Here is a 16024-nt window from a genome sequence, read left to right on the forward strand (position 1 = left end):
TCAGCGGCTTGCCTCGCGCGGGTCGAGCAGATCGCGCAAACCGTCGCCGAGCATGTTGAAGCCGAAGACGGTGAGCGCGATGGCAAGACCGGGCAGGATCGCCAGCCAGGGGGCGAGCGCCAGATAGGTTTGCGCATCGCCAAGCATCCGGCCCCAGGTCGGCGCCGGCGGCGCCATGCCGAGCCCGAGGAAGCTAAGACCCGCTTCGGTGAGGATCGCCAGCCCCAGCTGGATCGCGCCATGCACGATGATCTGGCTGATGATATTCGGCAGCACATGGCGCAGCGAAATCGTCAGTCGCGTATTGCCGATGGCGCGCGCCGCCGTCACATAGTCGCGGCTCCAGGCCTGCAGCGAGGTCGCGAGTGTGACGCGGGCAAAGACCGGGATCATGAAGACGGCAATCGCCGTGATCGCGGTGAACCGCCCTGGCCCGAGAAAGGCGCCGAGCATCATGGCGGACAGGATCGGCGGCAGCGCAAAGATGACATCGCAGATGCGCATCAGCAGGGCTTCGAAAGGACCGCGGATCGCCGCCGCCGAAATACCTGATATCGAACCCAGCGTCCCGCCGATCATAACCGCTGTGATGGCGATTGACAGTGAATTCCAGCAACCTGCCATCAGCATCGAAAGCACGTCGCGGCCGAACTGGTCCGTGCCGAGCAGGCCGAAGGCAAGCGGCGGCTGCAGCTTGTGGATGATCTGCATTTTCGCCGGCGGCAGCGGCGTCCAGACGAGCGACAGCAGCGCGACGGCGACCAGCAGCCCGATGATCACAGTCCCTGAAATCAGGTTCATTCGCCGGCTAAGTCTAAAGATCCGGCGGCGGCTGGCAATGGCGGTCGATGCGATCGGTACCATGTTTCAGGCCGCCTTTCTCATCCTGGGATCAATCGCCAGATAGGAGAGATCGACGATGAAATTCATCACGATGACAAGGCCTGCGAAGAATAGCACGACATCCTGCATGACGATGACATCGCGCTGGGAGAGCGCCTGCAGCGCGAGCCGTCCGAGGCCGGGAAGGTTGAAGACGTTTTCAACCAGCACCGCGCCGGCGACGAGAAAGGTGAATTGCAGCCCGATCATCGTCAGGATGGGGATCAGCGCATTCGGCACGATATGCCGCCACAGCACCGCACTGCGGGAAAGCCCCTTGGCGACGGCAGTGCGGGCAAAATCCTCGTGCATCGTGTCGAGCACCGCTGAGCGCGCCACCCGCGTCAACACACCCGCCTGCGGCATCGCCAGCGCGACGGCGGGCATAACCAGCGCCTGCAATGCCGGCAGCAGGCCGGCGCCCCAGCCCGGGAAGCCACCGGCCGGCATCAGCCCGAGCATCGTCGAAAACAGGATGATCAACAGCAGCGCCACCCAGAAGGCGGGCACGGCGATGCTGATCTGCGAAAACAGCGTCACCATGATGTCGAAGACACCGCCGCGGCGCGAGGCGGCCAGCACGCCGAGCGGCAGGGCAATCGCCACCGAAAGCACGATCGCCATCAGCGCCAGTGGCAGCGTTACCGCCAGCCGCTCGACGATCAACCCCGCGACCGGTACGCCATAGGTCAGGGAATTGCCGAGATCGCCTGATAGCACGCCGATCAACCATTGCCCGTAACGCAGCAGCAGCGGCTGCTCGAGGCCGAGACTGTGACGCAGCGCCGCAAGCGTCTCCGGCGTTGCCGAGGTGCCGAGCATGATCGAGGCGGGATCGCCTGGCAGAAGGTCCATGACGGCGAAGATCAGCAGCGAGACGACGACGAGCGTGACGATGAGACCGGCGAAGCGGCGGGCGAGGAGTGGGATCATGCGTGCCACGCTTTCGATGTGGCCTGGCGGCTCCCCCGCCCGCCCTCATTCCTGTGCTCGTCACAGGAATCCAGCCACGGGGCGTCTGCGCCGTGAATAACTCTCATGCGATGAGTAGCTGGTTCTCCCGCGCCCAAGGACTTGGGCGCACTGGATTCCTGTGACAAGCACAGGAATGAGGGAGCGAGAGGTTCGCGTGAGTCGACCATATCCGACTGTTCTGCTTCCGGCGCCAAGGCCATCACCTCATCACATCGCGCCTGACCTACCCCTCTCACTCGTCCCAGGAAACACCAGTCAGCACGTTGGAAGGGATAGGCTCGTTCTCCCACAGGCCCTTCAGCTTCTTGTCCCAGACGCCGAGTTTCGGCATGACGAAGAGGTAGAGCGCCGGCACGTCCTCGGCGAGGATCTTCTGCGCTTCGCCATAGATCGCATTCTGCGCGGCGGGATCGGTCGTCTCCTGAACCTTCTTCATCAGCGCGTTGAAAGCGGGGTTCTTATAATTGAAATAATAGGGATCGCGCGCATAGATGTCGATGTCGAGCGGTTCGGCATGGGCGACGATCGTCATGTCGAAGTTGCGGTCCTTCATGATGTCCTGGACCCATTTCGCCGGAAATTCCGTCGGCTCGATATTCATCGTCACGCCGATCTCGGCAAACATCGCCTGCATCACCTGGGCGCTGCGCGGCGCATAAGCCATCTGCGGCGATTTGATCGTGAAGGTGAAACCGTTGGGGTAGCCTGCTTCGGCAAGCAGCGCCTTCGCCTTCTCGACGTCGTAAGGCAGCACGCCTGTCATGTCCTGATAGCCCGGATCGTTCGGCGTGTAGTGGCTGCCGATCGGCGTGCCGAGGCCCGACCATGCGCCGTCGATCACCGTCTTGCGGTCGATCGCCATCATCAGCGCTTGGCGGACGCGTTTGTCGTCGAACGGCTTCTTGGCAGTGTTCATGCCGGCAACGACCTTGAGCTCGGTATTGCCGATCTTGGTGACGAGCCTCGCATCGCCGTCGAAAGAACTCATCAGCTCAGGCGCGGCAAATTCCGGAAAGGCATCGAGATCGCCGGATTTCAGCGCTGCCGCCTGCGCCTGCGGATCGGCGATGAAGCGGAAGGTCACCTTGTCGAGCTTGGCGGCCGCATCCTTGTTCCAATAATCGGCATTCCTGGTGAGTTCGACCTTGTCGCCCTTCGCCCAGCTGGCGAAACTGAAGGGGCCGGTCCCCACTGGCGTCGTCTTGTCGTCGGCAGCCGTCTTCGGTGCGACCATCACAGAGGCTGGCCAGCCGAGCCAGTAGATCAGGCTGCCGGTCGGCGCAGAGAGATGCAGCACCAGCGTTTCGGCATCCGGCGTATCGATCGAGGCGATCGAAGCGAAGAAGCGCTTCTGCGGATTGACCGAATCGGCGCCACGGGCACGGTCGAGCGAAAACTTGGCGGCAGTGGCATCGAAGGCCTCGCCGTCATGGAATTTGACGCCGGTCTGCAGCTTGAACGTATAGGTCAGGCCATCGGGAGAGATCTCCCAGTTTTTTGCCAGCTGCGGCTGGATCTTGCCGGACTGGTCGATCGTCACCAGCCCTTCGAACACGTTCTGCCAGGTCACCTGGCCGATCGCGACCGGTGCTGCGATCGTCGGGTCGAGACCGGCCGGCTCGACGCTCATGCCGAGATTGAGGGTAGTCTTTGCCGCCTCGGCCGGCGTCATCGCCGTCATCACCAGGCCGGCCGAAAGTGCGGCACCGAGCGAAAGCCGCCGGGCGAAACGCGCTGAAGGCGCAAGCGAAAACTTGATCATCATGTTCCCTTGTCTGGCCACGCTGCGATGGCAGGCCCTTTTGCGAATAGAGTGGCACTATGTCAGTGCACACACAATGACGATTTTGTGTGCTCAGTGTAGCCGAAAAAGCTACACCGCAAATCCGCGGGCAATGCAAGCTCGAAGCGTCAGTCTTTCGTCTCGGCGGCACGGCTCGTGCGCTCGCGCATGAACCTCTCGATGAAATCGAGGAGTTTCGTCGCCGCGAAAGACAGCTGCCGGTCCGGCGCGACGCAGAGATCGACATGGGTGCGGATGCCGGTCTTGCCGGCGAGTGGAATGGCAAGGAGCTGACGCGCTTCGATCTCACGGCGGACGGTCAGTGCTGGCAGCAGCGTGGCCGCAGCCCCGCTAAGCACGAGTTCCTTCAGCATTTCGAGCGAGCTGGTGACGAAGACGGGATCGAGGCTCAGCCCCTCCTTCTCGAACAGCGCGTCGAAGGCCTGGCGGAAGCCGAAGGATTGATCCGGCAGCGCCAATGCGTAGTCGGCAAGCGTCCTTAGCGGGATCTCGGCATGCGCGGCGGCCGGATGCTGCGGCGTGGCGATGAGATCATAGGCGATCTCGGAGCGTAGCCGCACCTTGGTGCCGGACATCGGTGGCGCAAACAGCGTCACCGCAATATCCGCCTCGGCGCTGTTGACGGCATCCACCGCCTGCCGCGCGCTGGTGATCGTCACGGTAAAACGCAGCTTCGGATATTTCAGGCTGAATTCGGCAAGCGCCGGCGCCAGCAGATTGGCGACGGTGGCGCCATTGGCATAGATGCTGACACGGCCGCGCTGCAGGCCCTTCAGGTCTTCGATCAGCTGCTGCACATGATCGAGCTCGCGCAACGTCCGGCCGGCGCGGGCGGCAAGCAGTTCGCCGGCGGCCGTCAGCTTGACGCCGCGGGCGCTGCGTTCGACGAGCGGCGCGCCGAAATGATATTCGAGGTTCTCGATCTGCCGGCTGATCGCCGTCGGCGCGACATTGAGATTCTCGGCCGCCTGGCGCATAGAATTGGTCCTGACCAGCTCGTCGAAATACATCAGCGCCCGGATCTGCATTCACGTCTCTCCGCCTTTCGGCACGTTGGGGTTCCGGTTCCGACCCTAAAGCATGTCGCCCAAAAGTGCGCAGCGGTTTTGGGACAACGACATGGATAAAAACAAAGATCTCAGTCAACGACCATTCGGATAGCGGTCGCGCCATGCCATTTGCGCGCCCTCGACCGGAAGGGCGGTCGCCGCGTAGACGCCACGGGCGATCGCCCGCGCCATGACGATGGTCGCAAGGTGGCAAAGCTCCATCAGGCTCGCCATGTCGTCTCTTCGATGCTTGGCCGTCGAAGCGGCAAAGACGGTATCACCGTCGAGTGGCAGGTGCGCTGGCAGCAGTGCCCTGGCAAGGCCGTCATGGCCGGCGAGCGAAAGCCTGTGCGCCTCGGCCTTCGTCAGCTGCGCGTCGGTCACCACCGCGCCGATCGTCGTTGCCGGCGTGTTCATGCCCTTGAGCCGCATCCGGTGGTCGGCCACATCAGGCATGCCGAGCCCGCCGAATTCCGCGTCTTTTTCGAAAGGTGCTGCCCAGAAATGCGGCCCGTCGCCGATCGTTGCGGAGCCGAGCGCATTGACTGCGACGATCGCCGCGATGCGATGCCCGGTGCTGCTGACGGCGCTGGCCGAGCCGAGCCCGCCCTTGACGGTGGCCGTCGTCGCCCCTGTGCCTGCACCTGTCGTGCCGAGCGCGAATGTGCCCTTGGCCGCAGCCTGCAGTGCCGTATAGCCCATGTCGCGATAGGGGGAGTGAAGGCCCCAATCCTTGTCGCCGCCATTCAGCAGGTCCATCAGGATCGCCTGCGGCACGATCGGGATGCGCACCGACCCGACGGCAAAGCCGCGGCCGCGCTCGCGCAGGCCCGCCTGCACGCCGCCGGCGGCATCCAGCCCGAAAGCCGAGCCGCCGGAGAGCACGAAGGCATCCACGGCATTGACGGTCATCGACGGATCGAGCAGGCCGGTGTCGCGCCCGCCCGGCGCACCGCCGAGCACCGTGCCGGATGCGACGGCCGGTTCGTCGAAGACGATGACCGTGACGCCGGAACCGAGCGCAAGGTCGGTCGCATGGCCGATGGAAAGACCTTCGATATCGGTGATGAGATTGAGAAGATCGGGCAAGGGCGGATCCTTATGCGGGAAGGCGGCCGGTAGGACTGTACTGCATAATTCCTTAAATCGGAATCGATTTAAGGACAAAATTATGCAGCAATTCAAAGTGTTACAGCCTTTGCGCGTTCATAAAGACGCGCGGCGCTGCAATGCCCTCAAAAAACAAGACCGGCCCCATGTGGCGGGACCGGTCGGACATCGGGAAAAGCCGCGAATGCTAATCGCGGCCTCATGCCCTCAGGCATGAAGCGGCTTCGGATGACGGCGGGTCATCAGGTCATGGATGGCCAACCGCACCTCATCGGGCGAGCCGAAACGCTGCTCGTCGAGGTCGTGGACATGAAATTTCACGGCGATGAACTTCAGCCGATCTTCATCGGGAATGACGATCCCGACGGGAACGCCTGCATATTCGATAACTTGCTTCTTCATAGATAGAACTCCTGCCGCGCGACATGCGCAGCCATGGCGAATTGACTTGTCTGGTACCGTTGAAAGGAGGACGAACGTCACATTCGACAGTTCGGGCGGGAGAGGGCGCCCGGACGGTCATTGCCAAGCACAGATCGCCCAAGGAGATCGGCGAGAATATCGATGTCTATCATGCTCGTTCCTTGTGTTGGCGTTGCACTTGAGTGGTCCCGGTAGAGCCCGGGGCCGGTGAAGGCTGTCTTCTATAATCCACTAACTTGGTAGAGATTACCTGATAGCCTGTCAGAAACATATTCCGAAACGTGTCAAAATATCGACGATCCGAAAAAATTCATTCCGTCACAGCCCGAACTTACAGAAAGAAACATATCAGCTCTTCGTTAAATTCGCATGACAGAATCGAACTTCGATCGATCACAGCGGCAGACATAAGAAGCCTTGCTGTATGAGGCAATGGCCCGTTTCATTAAAAATCGAAATGCCTCGAAATGACCGATTTGGTTAATGCTGGAAGCCCTGTGTCACCAGCCTTCTTCGAGCACCTTCTCCAGCGTGTCCGCGAAAAAATCCGCGCTGTCGATGCTGAGGCAGAGCGGCGGTTTGATCTTCAGCACATTTTGGTGATCGCCGGTCGGCTGCATGATGACGCCGAGGTCGAGAAGCCGGTCGCAGATTGCAGCCGTCTCTTCCGTCGCCGGCTCCAGCGTCGTTCTGTCGCGGACGAATTCGAGGCCGAGATAGAGGCCCATGCCGTGCACGGCGCCCGCAATCGGATGGCGGTCGATCAGCGCGGCGAGCCGCGCCTTCAGATGATCGCCGACCGCCCGGGCATTTTCCTGCAACTTTTCCTCGGCCATGATGTCGAGCACCGTCATGCCGGCGATGCAACTGACGGGGCTGCCGCCGGTGGAGGAAAAGAAAGTGCCCTCCTTCTCCAGCGATTGCGCAATCTCCCGCGTGGTGATGACGGCGCCGAGCGGATGGCCGTTGCCCATGCCCTTGGCGACGGTGATGATATCAGGCACGACGCCCTGCTGCTCGAAGCCCCAGAAATAGTGCCCGAGCCTGGCATAGCCGACCTGCACTTCGTCGGCGATGCAGACGCCGCCGCGAGCGCGTACCTGCGCATAGAGCTCCTTGAGATAGCCTTCCGGCAATGGAATGCCGCCGGCATTGCCGTAGACCGATTCGGCGATGAAGCCCGCAAGGCCTTCGCCCGCAGCATCTATTGCCTCCAGCACCGGCGTCGCCATGCCGAGATAATCCGCTGCCGTATCGGGACCACGGAAGTCGCCGCGATAGGTGTTCGGCGAAACGATGGTATGCACCCAGTCCGGCCGGGTGGTCGGTGCCTGCGGATTGTCGGCGATCGAGGTGGAGACGGCGTCGCTCGCCGCTGACCAGCCATGATAGGCTTCGAGCAGGCAGAGCATGTTGCGCGCGCCGCTATGGGCTTGCGCCAGCCGAAGCGCCAGATCGTTCGCCTCCGAGCCGCTGTTGACCAGGAAGACCGCATCGAGCCCATCCGGCGACAGGGCGGCGAGGCGTTCGGAAAATTCTGTAATCGCGGCGTAGTGAAAGCGCGAATTCGTGTTGAGCCGCAGCCATTGCGCGCTGATCGCCGCCGCGAGCTTGGGATGGCCATGGCCGAGAATGGTGACGTTGTTGACCATGTCGAGATAGGCGCGGCCCTCGACATCGAACAAATGCTCCTTCCAGCCGCGCTCGATCTGCGGCGGCGCCGCATAATAATTCTTCTGCGGCCTTGCGAGATGCGCCCGCCGCCTGGCGAAGAGTTTGGCGGTTTCAGGTTGCGGCGCATCCGCTTGCGGGCTGAGAAGCAGCGAAGGCGAAGGGCAGAGCACCGACCAGGCCGCCGCCGTGCGCGGCGTCGCAAAAAGCGGCGGTTCGAGACCGGCGACGCTGCAAAGCTGGACGCGCAGCCCGCCGAGCGACGACGCCTCTCCGAAAACAGTGCCGAGCGAATCGCCGGCGGCGATCTCGGCTCCATCCTCGACGGAGAGGTCGAGCCCGTCGAGATGCAGGGTCATCGTATCGCTGGCGAGCGTCAGATGCTGGTCCTTCCAGCCGATGCGGCCGGCAAAGGGCGCGGCAATCGCGCTGCCTGCGGCAAGGCATATGTCGACATGCAGAGCGCAGGTCGCCTGTCCCTTCGCGGTTCCCGCGCGGGAAAGCCGATATTCGCCGTAGCGCGTCGCTGCCGTACCGTTTTCGGTTGCCATGCGGGCAAGCAGCCGCCAGTCCATGTCCGTATTCAGCCAGTTGCCGGCGGAAAAATGCGGGCTCCGTACCCCAAGATCGACATAGGCGATCCCGGCGGGATCGATGTCGGGCAGCAACGGCAGCCATCCCGATGTTTCCGGCGCGGTGACATCTACGCCGGCTGCCTTGAGGATCGCGGCTTCCATGAGATCGAAGGGAACCGACATCGCCGTATCGAAGATCGCCCGCTCGCGGTCGAGATTGTCGCGGACATAGTCATTGTCGGGATCGACCGAAATCTGCTGCTCGCCGCTGGCGACGAGAATGACCGCGCGTGCGACGATCAGCGGCCAGAGCGCCTTCAGTTCCTCCTCGCTCAGCGGATAGATCGCCTGATAGGCGGTGACGGCGGGCAGAATATGAAAGGGGTCGCCATCGGCCTGATGCAGCAGCGAAGCGCAGGTGACGGCGAGATCGCCGACCAGCCAGCCGCGGATGATGTCGCCGAAATCGATCACCCCGTCGGGGATGATATGGCCATGGGCGTCACGGTGGCCGACGACATTGTCGCCGGTGACGTCGTGATGCACGGCCTGTAGCCGAAGCGCCGGCGCCAACGGCTGGATGCGGCGGACGGCCATCACCATGGTCTTGGCGATCCGGTCGCGCGCCGCACTGTCGGTGATGGCCGAAAGCAGCTGCACGGCAACGGGACCTGCCCGTCTGAGATCCCATTGCAGGCTGCGGTCGAGACCGGGATGGTTGAAATCGGCAAGCGCCTGCGCCAGCCTGGCGCAGAGCGCGCCCAGCGCCGCCACGGAAGCCGGCGCTAGATAGGTCAGCTCCGTCAGCCCCTCGCCTTCCAGATATTCCAGCAGCCGGACCTGATAGCCCTGCCCGCGCACGGTAAGGACGACGATCTCCCGCCCCTCATTGGTGGGGATCACCTTCGGAACGCGCGGCGCATCTTGCCGGCTTTTGAGGTGACGGATCGCCGCATTCTGTGCTTCGAGCTCACGGATATCGTAGGCGGCGTGGCAGATCTTCAGGACGTAGCGACCCCTCTCGCTATCGACGCGATAGTTTCGATCCTGCTGGCTGCCGAGTTCGGCAAGCGTGCCGGATAGGCTGTAATGAGCAAGGAGGATCTCTTCCGCATCAGTGGCGGTCACATCGGGGCGCGGCAGCGCCATGCGATCAACAAGCGCCTCGTCGGTCATGACACCCCTCCCGCAGCATGATTCGATTACCTATTGAATGAGATAATCAAGTACTTGCCGCTGGCAGGCAACGGGGATTGTCGTTTGCCAGCAAAAGAGATGCAGGGCTGCGCTCAGCCCATGCGTTCGGAGGCGTAGCCGCCGGGGCTTGCCGGGAAGACCACGGTGCGGTTGCCGTTCAGGAAGGTGCGGTGATGGATATGCGCATGGATGGCGCGCGCCAGCACCTGGCTTTCGACATCGCGGCCGATCGAGACGTAGTCGTCGGGCGACTGCGCATGGGTGATACGCGCCGTGTCCTGCTCGATGATCGGGCCTTCGTCGAGATCGGCGGTGACGTAATGCGCCGTCGCCCCGATCAGCTTCACGCCGCGTTGATAGGCCTGCTTGTAAGGGTTGGCGCCCTTGAAGCTCGGCAGGAAGGAATGGTGGATGTTGATGATCTTCCCGGACATCTTCTGGCACATCGCATCCGAAAGCACCTGCATGTAGCGCGCCAGCACGATCAGCTCGGTGCCGGTCTGTTCGACGATATCCATGATCTGGCCTTCAGCCTGCAGTTTGTTCTCCTTCGTCACCTTGATGTGGTGGAAGGGAATGTCGTGGTTGACCACGACCTTCTGGTAATCGAAATGGTTGGAGACGACGCCGACGATATCGATCGGCAGGGCGCCGATCTTCCAGCGGTAAAGCAGGTCGTTCAGACAATGGCCGAAGCGCGACACCATCAAGAGCACCTTCATGCGGGCACTGCCGTCATGGATCTCGGCATCCATGGCGAACCGCTTGCAGATCGGCTCGAAGCCTTCCTTGAGTTCGGCAAGCGGCACGCCTTCCTCGGAGATGAAGCTGACGCGCGTGAAGAACCTGCCGGTATCGAGATCGTCGAACTGCGAGCTGTCGACGATGTTGCAGCCCTTGTCTGCCAGATAGCTCGAAATCGCCGCCACGATGCCGCGCGTCGATTTGCAGGATACCGTCAATACGTAACTTGTCATGTCTTTCCCTCTTCCCTCTCCAAGGCCGCCGCCGTGCTTAGATCAAAGCCCGGACCGCGAACAGGCCGGCGCACTTTCATTCATGCGACAAATTGCAAGAGAAACCATCACCTTTGCGCAAGTTCTCTCATTGCCAAGTCTGAAGCTTAGGAGAAGTTGCGCGAAAAACTGTACCGTCAGCGCCGCTTGGATGCGTAATCTCGCCTTCTAGCGTTTTAGGCCGGCGGCCGGCTCGCCACCGCAACCTTCCGGCGGCGCGGCGAGGTGATCTCATGGATGATCGCACCGCCGATCGACGAGAGCACCAGCGAGAGCATCACGAAGAGCACCGGCTGCTGCAGGATGCCGATCGGCAGACGGTCCGCGGCGACCCTGAGAAAAGCCAGGGTGAAGGCGTGGGTGATATAGATGCTATAGGAGCAGTCGCCGAGATAGTTCAGCCATCCCACTACCGGCAGCCTGGAAAAATCGATGGAGATCGCGCCGTAGACGATGAAGATCGCCGGGATTCCCCAGGCATAGAACCGGCTTTCCGGTGGCATCAGCGCCTCGTTGATGAACAGAAACGCAAAGCCCATGGCAAGGGCCGCCCAAGCCCAGCGGTTCGGCAGAAGCACCTTCTGTCCGTAGAGCCAGCCGAGCACGACACCGGCGAGAAACTCCAGCATGATCGGTTCGCGGTAGAACCGGGTCGCCGTCGTTTCCGGCAGCAGCCGACAGGCGATCAGGATGACGGCAAAGACGGCAAACATCGCCGGGATGCGGCGAGCTTCCTGTAGCGGCAGCAGAAGCGCAAAGACGAAGTAGAAGAACATTTCGTAATTCAGTGTCCAGCCGGGAACGACCACCGGTGTGATCGTGCTGGGATCGGCGGGATTGGCCCATGGCAGGAAGAACAGCGAGGCGATGAGATGCGGCAGGTCGAACACCGTCGATTTCAGCAATGACGGGGCGACCAGCGCCACAGTCGCCGAAAACAGCGTCGCCAGCCAGTAGAGCGGCACGATCCTTTTGATGCGCCGCCGGGCGAAATCGACCGGGCTCATCGCTCGTCCGCTCGTCGTCAGCCACATCACGAAGCCGCTCAGGACGAAGAAGATGTCGACGCCGGTTTCGCCATAGACGAAGGCGGTGGCGTCGACCGCGGGATTGACCTTGGCAAGCTGCAATACCGCGTGGAAATAGACGACCATCAGCGCCGCGATGGCGCGCAGATATTGAAGCTGGACAAGCATCGAGCGTGTGCTCCCTCGGGCTCGCGCGGACAGGCGCCGCTGCGGTCAACTCAATACATCTGCCGGACGACCCTGCCGGATGCGCGGGCTGTCGTGGAAACGCATATATCCGACGACGAACCACAGGAGACCGGCGATCTTCATCGAGAAGACCGCGGTTCCCCCAATCATCATATTCAGAAAAATGAAAAGAGAAAGTGAATGGGCGCAGCGCCGCTGCGCCGCCGTGCGCCCGGCGGGAAAGAGGCAGACGAACAGCCATAAGGCGATGACGCCGAAGATCGTCGCCGCGTAGATCAGGTAGACATAGCCGCTGTCGGCGAATTCGGCGACCCGGTCGACCGAAAGCCCGAGGATGGCAAGCGGATCGAGCTCCATGATCTTCTTCATCGTCAGATTGATGCGGCCGGTGAAATTGTCGCCCGTCGCGTTGGGTTTCATCACGTAGACGAGGAAGCCGGCGGCGACGATCAGCGGCATCAGCGCCAGATTGAAATTCTTCGGGATCTTCGGAAAGACGAAGTAACCGACGATGCAGGCACAGCAGAAGATCAGCATCGTGCGCGTGTCGTTCGTCACCAGGATCAGCACGGCCGTGCCGACCATCAGCAACCGGTCCCAGCGGCCAAGCCTCTCCCACATCGAAATCAGGTAGACCGCGATCACGCCGCAGAAATTGGCGAGCGACACCTGCTCGAGGAAGATCGAGGAGGAACGGTGGTCGATGATGCCGAAAGAGAAGCGCTCGGGAAAGCCGAGCGCGTTCTGGAAGAGGCCCGTCGTATTGTAGCTCAGCGGCAGCAGCCCGCGCGTATTGGCGAAATAATCGGACGGGTGGACGATGCTGACATAGAACGGCACGCTGACGATCTCGAAGATCAGGAAGATCATGACGGCAAGACTTGCCCAGCGAAAGGCGAGCTTCATCGTTTTCTCGTTGCTCCAGCCGCCGAGCCCGGTAAAGCAGAAGATGATCAGCACGTTGCGGAAGTGATCGATGAACAGCATGCGGTTGAGCACGCTGACATAGATGGTCACGACGAGCGTGAACAGCAGGAACAGGAAGGCCGGCAGATCGGTCTCGTAGATCCCCTTGTGCAGGATATAGATGATGGCGCTCGCCATGATCAGGCCTTCGCTGGCGGCGACATGCGTCATCGAGAGCGGCACAATGTTGTGGTTGATGAAGGCGAGAATGCCGTTGTAGAGCACGGAGAGCAGCCCGAGCCAGAGCACCGTATGATCGGTGCGCGATGCCCTGCCGGCGACAGTGCCGGCCACAGTGAATGTCGCTGTCCTCTGATCGACGACCGCCATGCTCATTTCCCCGCGGGTTTGACGGCGGAGCAAATGCCGGCACCGGCTTTTGCCGCCTCGGCAAGAAGCCGCATCTGCGGCCGCTCAGGGCCCTTGCGCGGCTGGACGTTGAACGGCTCGTCCGCCGGCCACCAATCGCCGGCCGCCCAGTAGGACCAGCCGAGCCACACATCGCTATTGCCGGACATGGTGGCGTAGATTTCGGTCAGCCCGCTCATGCAGTCCTTGTCGGTGGAGGCGCCAAATTCGCCGAGAAAACCGCGCTTGTGGTTCTGCTTCAACCAGGCGGTAACGCCGTTGATCGCCGCGACCGCGGCGGACGCACCTTCACAGGTCGGATGGGTGCCGGAGGAATCGGCATCGAGATACTGGTGGACCTCATAGGCGTAGAAATTGAGCGGATCGCGCACACCGAGCATCACCGTGCCGTTGGCGCCGCCGATCACATCCTTTTCCCAGCTGCCCGCGCCGCTCCAGGCGGTGCCCGGCACCAAGATGAGGTTGCGCGCGCCGACAGCGCGGATGCTGCGGATCGCCGCATTGGCCGCATCCAGCCAGTCGGTCGCCTTGATGTCGTGCGGTTCGTTCATCAGGCCGAAGAGAACGCCGTCCTGATTGGCGAATTCGACGGCGAGCCTTGCCCAGAAGTCACCGAAGGCGGCATCCGTCGCCGGCGCTGTGCCGACCTGGGTCTTGTCGTAATAGCCGAAATTATGCGGGTCGAGCAGAACCGCCATGCCGTGCTTGCGGATCAGGCCGATCGTATCTTTGATCCGCTTGAGCTCATCCTCGTCGAGCCGCCCGCCGAGTGCGGGCTGCAGCCGCTCCCAGCGGAAGGGCAGCCGGATAATCGTCATGCCCTTCTTGGCGAAATAGCCGATCGTGTCTTCGCTCGGGTAGGTGTAGTTGGTGCCGTAGATGCCGCCGCGCTCGCCATATTCACCGCCGGACAAATTGACGCCGCGGTAGCAAGGGGCCTCAGCCGCAAGGACCGGCGACGGGGTGAGAGCGGCCGCAAACAGCAGCGCTGTCAGATGTCGTGTCGTCCTCATGGCATCCTCGCAATCGCGGCAAATCGCAACATCGGCGTCGCTGACGTTATTTTAACGGTCCGTTAGCTAAGAATTTCTAAAGTATCGGCACCTCGGCTTCAGTCTTTCACGCTGGGCGGGACACGAGTGCGCGTATGAACCAGTATGACAGGAACAGGATAAGCCGGCTCCCTGGCTGGCGCAGTTTTGAGCCGTCTCAGACTGCGCCGGAAGGCGTGGGCATGCGCAGTCCCGTCGTCCGCCCGGATGATTTCGTCCGGCCATCGCCCGAACCTGCCCCGCCCCCCTTCGTGCCGCCGGCAAGCATTGCGGAAACCCGCCAATATGAGCGTCCGGCACCTCAGCCTCAGCCTGCAAGACAGCCTGTCGCGGACGCGCCGCCGAATGCAGAGTCCGCGCCGGCCGCACCGCTTCTCGACCTCCGCTCCAGTATCGCCGCGATCTGGAGCCGGCGACTGATCGTGCTGGGTTTGGCGCTTCTCGGAGCCCTCGCCGGCGGGGCGGTGGCGCCGCGCATCGCCCAGAAATTCACCGCCATCAGCAGCCTCTATTTCGATCCGCGCCAGATCGGCCTTGCCGATGCCGGCGCGCAATCGTCGGGTCCCTCGCCGGAAATGATCTCGGCGCTGATCGACAGCCAGGTGCAGATCCTGACCTCGGGCAATGTGCTGCGCCGCGTCGCCGAAGCCATGAAGCTCGACCAAGATCCCGAATTCACCGGCGGCCGCACGGATGGCGCCGCCGTGATCGGCACTCTGCAGAAGGCGCTGGTCATCACCCGTGAGGCCAGCACCTATGTCGTCTCGCTTGCCGCCACGACCAACGATCCCGAAAAATCCGCAAGGCTTGCCAACCAGGTCGTCACCTCCTTCACCGAGGAGGAGAACAGTGCCTCGAACGGCATCTACGAAAATACCTCCTCAACGCTCGACGGTCGCCTCAACGACCTGCGCCAGAAGGTGCTGGAGGCCGAGCAGGCTGTCGAAACCTTCCGCGCCGACAACGACATGGCCGCGACCGAGGGCAACCTGATTTCCGATCAGCGGCTCGTTTCGCTGAACACGATGCTGGTGACGGCACAGGAAAAGACCATCCAGGCAAAGGCGCGCGCCGATGCCGTCGCCAACCTCCGCGTCGAGGACATCGTCGCCGGCAACCAGGCGGAGGGCGGCGTCACCTCGCCGCTCGTCAGCCTGCGTCAGCAATATGCCACCCAGGCCGCCGCCGTCGGCAGCCTCGAAAGCCAGATGGGCACGCGTCATCCGCGCCTGCAGGCCGCCCGCTCCTCGCTGCAGAGCATTGGCGGCGAAATCAAGGGCGAATTGCAGCGTCTCGTCACCTCGGCAAGGGGCGAATACGAGCAGGCAAAGGCCGCCGAGGACAGCATCGCCAAGGAACTTGCCGTGCAGAAGGCGTTGCAGGCGAGTACCTCCGACAAGCAGGTGGAATTGAACGAATTGCAGCGCAAGGCGACGGCGGCGCGCGATATTTACGAGACGGTGCTGAAACGCTCTAGCCAGACGAGCGAGGAGCAAAACTTCAACCGGAGTAACATTCGCGTCATTTCGCCGGCCGAGCCGCCGGTCAAGGGAGACGGTCCCGGAAAGACGATTCTATTGGTTGCCGGCGTCATCGGCGGTTTTCTCGCCGGTTTCGTCGTCGGCGCGGGCTTTGCGATTCTCGCCGGCCTCTTCAGCCATCCCGTCATCAGAAGTTATTTCAGGAAGTCTCCCGCTGCGGCCGCTTGATGACGGTCG

Annotated in this window: 12 protein-coding genes; 1 reads left to right on the top strand and 11 read right to left on the bottom strand. The window is 62.2% G+C overall.

The genetic code is table 11. The annotated features are described in order from the left end of the window. The 11 genes from AC2444_RS22745 to AC2444_RS22795 all read right to left on the bottom strand — a co-directional run bounded on the left by AC2444_RS22745 (window position 1) and on the right by AC2444_RS22795 (window position 14267). On the bottom strand, window positions 1-864 hold the full coding sequence (locus AC2444_RS22745) for an ABC transporter permease (protein ID WP_012759741.1): 864 nt from the start codon (window positions 862-864) through the stop codon (window positions 1-3). A gap of 3 nt (window positions 865-867) precedes the next feature. After that, on the bottom strand, window positions 868-1815 hold the full coding sequence (locus AC2444_RS22750; RefSeq protein ID WP_012759742.1) for an ABC transporter permease: 948 nt from the start codon (window positions 1813-1815) through the stop codon (window positions 868-870). A gap of 274 nt (window positions 1816-2089) precedes the next feature. Continuing rightward, complete coding sequence (locus AC2444_RS22755; RefSeq protein WP_012759743.1) at window positions 2090-3619, bottom strand: ABC transporter substrate-binding protein; 1530 nt, start codon at window positions 3617-3619, stop codon at window positions 2090-2092. Between the two features lie 149 nt (window positions 3620-3768). Next, window positions 3769-4689 (bottom strand): LysR substrate-binding domain-containing protein, encoded by a 921-nt coding sequence (locus tag AC2444_RS22760; protein WP_012759744.1) that lies wholly within the window; start codon window positions 4687-4689, stop codon window positions 3769-3771. 114 nt (window positions 4690-4803) lie between these two features. Further along, entirely contained in the window at window positions 4804-5799 is a 996-nt protein-coding gene (locus AC2444_RS22765; protein ID WP_012759745.1) for a P1 family peptidase, read from the bottom strand. 228 nt (window positions 5800-6027) lie between these two features. Further along, on the bottom strand, window positions 6028-6222 hold the full coding sequence (locus AC2444_RS22770; protein WP_003544544.1) for a hypothetical protein: 195 nt from the start codon (window positions 6220-6222) through the stop codon (window positions 6028-6030). A 521-nt stretch (window positions 6223-6743) separates the two neighbouring features. Beyond that, the gene (locus AC2444_RS22775; protein WP_012759746.1) at window positions 6744-9665 is read right to left on the bottom strand and encodes an aminotransferase; all 2922 of its coding nucleotides are present in this window, start codon (window positions 9663-9665) and stop codon (window positions 6744-6746) included. Window positions 9666-9778: 113 nt separating this feature from the next. Continuing rightward, window positions 9779-10663, bottom strand: coding sequence for a formyltetrahydrofolate deformylase (purU, locus tag AC2444_RS22780; RefSeq protein ID WP_012759747.1), 885 nt, complete (start codon window positions 10661-10663; stop codon window positions 9779-9781). 215 nt (window positions 10664-10878) lie between these two features. Next, on the bottom strand, window positions 10879-11898 hold the full coding sequence (locus AC2444_RS22785) for an acyltransferase family protein (protein WP_012759748.1): 1020 nt from the start codon (window positions 11896-11898) through the stop codon (window positions 10879-10881). A gap of 45 nt (window positions 11899-11943) precedes the next feature. Further along, window positions 11944-13215: a hypothetical protein gene (locus AC2444_RS22790; protein WP_012759749.1), complete on the bottom strand. Its 1272-nt coding sequence runs from the start codon at window positions 13213-13215 to the stop codon at window positions 11944-11946. 2 nt (window positions 13216-13217) lie between these two features. After that, window positions 13218-14267: a glycoside hydrolase family 5 protein gene (locus AC2444_RS22795; RefSeq protein WP_012759750.1), complete on the bottom strand. Its 1050-nt coding sequence runs from the start codon at window positions 14265-14267 to the stop codon at window positions 13218-13220. A gap of 134 nt (window positions 14268-14401) precedes the next feature. Between AC2444_RS22795 and AC2444_RS22800 the strand changes: the two genes are divergently transcribed. Continuing rightward, window positions 14402-16015: a GumC family protein gene (locus AC2444_RS22800; protein ID WP_012759751.1), complete on the top strand. Its 1614-nt coding sequence runs from the start codon at window positions 14402-14404 to the stop codon at window positions 16013-16015. Window positions 16016-16024 lie beyond the last annotated feature (9 nt).

The organism is Rhizobium sp. WSM1328 (assembly GCF_057653715.1).

Excerpts from the sequence above, each read along its gene's own strand:
- AC2444_RS22755 (WP_012759743.1), bottom strand. The coding sequence starts at position 3,619 with ATGATCAAGTTTTCGCTTGCGCCTTCAGCGCGTTTCGCCCGGCGGCTT.
- AC2444_RS22770 (WP_003544544.1), bottom strand. The coding sequence starts at position 6,222 with ATGAAGAAGCAAGTTATCGAATATGCAGGCGTTCCCGTCGGGATCGTC.
- AC2444_RS22800 (WP_012759751.1), top strand. The coding sequence starts at position 14,402 with ATGAACCAGTATGACAGGAACAGGATAAGCCGGCTCCCTGGCTGGCGC.
- AC2444_RS22790 (WP_012759749.1), bottom strand. The coding sequence starts at position 13,215 with ATGGCGGTCGTCGATCAGAGGACAGCGACATTCACTGTGGCCGGCACT.
- AC2444_RS22745 (WP_012759741.1), bottom strand. The coding sequence starts at position 864 with ATGGTACCGATCGCATCGACCGCCATTGCCAGCCGCCGCCGGATCTTT.
- AC2444_RS22785 (WP_012759748.1), bottom strand. The coding sequence starts at position 11,898 with ATGCTTGTCCAGCTTCAATATCTGCGCGCCATCGCGGCGCTGATGGTC.
- purU (WP_012759747.1), bottom strand. The coding sequence starts at position 10,663 with ATGACAAGTTACGTATTGACGGTATCCTGCAAATCGACGCGCGGCATC.
- AC2444_RS22775 (WP_012759746.1), bottom strand. The coding sequence starts at position 9,665 with ATGACCGACGAGGCGCTTGTTGATCGCATGGCGCTGCCGCGCCCCGAT.
- AC2444_RS22750 (WP_012759742.1), bottom strand. The coding sequence starts at position 1,815 with ATGATCCCACTCCTCGCCCGCCGCTTCGCCGGTCTCATCGTCACGCTC.
- AC2444_RS22795 (WP_012759750.1), bottom strand. The coding sequence starts at position 14,267 with ATGAGGACGACACGACATCTGACAGCGCTGCTGTTTGCGGCCGCTCTC.
- AC2444_RS22760 (WP_012759744.1), bottom strand. The coding sequence starts at position 4,689 with ATGCAGATCCGGGCGCTGATGTATTTCGACGAGCTGGTCAGGACCAAT.